Source organism: Clostridium sp., assembly GCF_030532265.1.
In the GTDB taxonomy this organism is placed as follows: Bacteria; Bacillota; Clostridia; order Clostridiales; family Clostridiaceae; genus Clostridium.
In genome coordinates, this window is the sequence record NZ_JAUNLM010000119.1 from 1 (window position 1) to 2,588 (window position 2,588).

A 2,588-nucleotide genomic window follows, 5' to 3' on the forward strand; every position below is an offset into this window, starting at 1 on the left:
TCTGTTCAATTTTCAAAGACCATTTTATCTCGTCGCCCTCAAGCGACTTGCTTATGATATCATTTTGAAAATTTTTTGTCAACACTTTTTTTAAACATTTTTGTTAAGTTAAAAAGCATTTTAAAACTTTCAAAAGACCTTTAAAATCTTATCACTTAGCTAACTATATGTCAATAAAATTTCTCTTTCAAAATTTTGTTGATATTTCGTTTCCGCATCAGCGACGTGTTTTATAATATCATATAGAACACACCATATATAAATTTAATTTATAATATATTGATATTATCTTCATATTTCTTTTATTTATTCATGTTTTCTTTATATTTTTTATAATGATACTCTAGGTTATGTTTCTTATATTTTTTTAAATATTTTGAATATTATACTTAAAACTCCCCCCTTTTTTCAATATTTTTCTATGATATACTCTATTATAAGGCGGTGATTATATGTCTCAAATTTTAAAAAACGATTGGGATAACTTACTAAGGGATGAATTTTCTAAACCTTATTATATTAAAATACGTAAATTTCTTATTCATGAGTATAGAAATAAAACTATATATCCTAATATGTATGATATTTTTAATGCATTACACTTTACTCCTTACAAAGATGTTAAAGTTGTTATATTAGGTCAAGACCCTTATCATGGACCTAATCAAGCTCATGGACTTAGTTTTTCCGTTAAGCCTGGTAATAAAATTCCACCTTCATTAGTAAATATTTATAAAGAATTACAATCTGACTTAGGATGCTATGTTCCAAATAATGGGTACTTGAAAAAATGGGCTGATCAAGGTGTATTATTATTGAATACTACCCTTACTGTTGAAGCTGGAAAAGCTAATTCACATCAAAAAATTGGATGGTCAATCTTTACAGATAAAATTATTGAATTATTAAATCAAAAAGATGAACCTATTGTATTTATACTTTGGGGAAATAATGCAATTAAGAAAAAAACTCTTATAACGAATCCTATTCATTATATAATTCAATCAGTTCATCCAAGTCCTCTTTCAGCATCTAGAGGATTCTTTGGAAGCAAACCTTTTTCTAAAACTAATAATTTCTTAGCTAAAATTAATAAAAAACCTATCGATTGGCAAATTGAAAATTTATAAACAAAATATCAGACTTTAAATTATAAAAAAGTAATTTTAAGTCTGATATTTTTTAGTTTAAAATCATATTCGTATAGTTTTATAAATTATTTTTACTGTAATATTTTTTAAAATAATTGGGTATGCTTGTTTATTTAAAGCATACCCTTGTATTTCTTAACTATTTCTATTTTACTATATTAATTACTTAATTAATTTTATCTTTTGTTACTAAATCACTTTTATAATTATATTCAAATTTCTTAATAATTTAGTGGTTTCTTTAAAGCAGCATTACATTCTCAATTAATAATTATATTTATATTAAATTAATTATAAAGATTAATAGTACAACTTCAAAATTTATATCTTTTTTTGTAATTACTTTTAATTAGTTAACTTATAGTTCTATTTTTCTGATTTCTTTAACCTTTTAATCATAGAATATATGGAGGTTGATAAAATTCCACACACTCCACCAAGAGAAAAGAACAGTATTACATCTCCAATAAAAATACCAATAAGCATTCCAATTCCAACTCCAAAAGCTATACCTTTTGATACTAATGTAAATTCAGCTTCACTTAAACTAATCTTATCGATCATAAAAACCACTCCAATTCCCATATTCTCATTTTTATTATAGATTATATTTCTTAACAATTCCTTAAGTAAACCTTAAACAAAAATGTATAAACTAAAATAAGTTTATATTTATAAAATATGTCCAAATTGGCTTATTATAATCATTTATTTTACTATTTTACTTCCATGTAATTCTTTTGCATTAGTATAACTTTTTATATAATCTCTATTTTGAGATGTTATACCTCCACCAGGCATTATTATTATTCTATCATTAGCATATTCTATTAATTCTTTTAATTTATCTAAATTATTTGGAGCATTTTCTTCTCCACCTTTTGTTAGTATTCTGTCTATTCCAAGTTCAACTAAAATATCTATTGCTTCTTTTTTATTTTTTATTTCATCAAAGGCCATATGAAAAGTAGTGCTTAAACCTTCAGCACACTCTTTTAATTCTTTATTTCTTTCTATATCTATAGTTTTATCCTCATTTAGTATTCCAAATACAACTCCATTTACATTTAAACTTTTACAAATTTTTATGTCTTCTTTCATTATCTCAAATTCATCTTTTGAATAATTAAAATCTCCACCTCTTGGTCTTATTATTACATTTACAGGAATTTTTATGTTATTAACTGCTTTTTTTATAGTTCCATAACTTGGAGTAGTTCCTCCTTCTTGAAGGTTATCACATAATTCTATTCTATCTCCACCATCCTTAAATCCTTGTAACGCCTCATTATAATTACCAACACAAACTTCTAATTTCATTCCCTTTCACCTCTTATATTTTTATATAAAAATAAAAGCACTAACTAAATGTTAGTGCTTTCTTGGTGGCTCGAGCAGGAATCGAACCAGCGACACGAGGATTTTCAGTCCTCTGCT

General features: G+C 24.9%; 3 protein-coding genes. 1 reads left to right on the forward strand and 2 read right to left on the reverse strand.

The features are described 5' to 3' along the window. Positions 1–452: 452 nt before the first annotated feature. On the forward strand, positions 453–1,130 hold the full coding sequence (locus tag Q4E08_RS12020; protein ID WP_303131245.1) for a uracil-DNA glycosylase: 678 nt from the start codon (positions 453–455) through the stop codon (positions 1,128–1,130). A 387-nt stretch (positions 1,131–1,517) separates the two neighbouring features. On the opposite strand, the gene Q4E08_RS12025 is transcribed toward Q4E08_RS12020, so the two are convergent. Together Q4E08_RS12025 and Q4E08_RS12030 are read right to left on the reverse strand one after the other, a co-directional pair. After that, on the reverse strand, positions 1,518–1,715 hold the full coding sequence (locus Q4E08_RS12025; RefSeq protein WP_303131247.1) for a hypothetical protein: 198 nt from the start codon (positions 1,713–1,715) through the stop codon (positions 1,518–1,520). Between the two features lie 144 nt (positions 1,716–1,859). Then, the gene (locus Q4E08_RS12030) at positions 1,860–2,471 is read right to left on the reverse strand and encodes a copper homeostasis protein CutC (protein WP_303131249.1); all 612 of its coding nucleotides are present in this window, start codon (positions 2,469–2,471) and stop codon (positions 1,860–1,862) included. Positions 2,472–2,588: the final 117 nt, after the last annotated feature.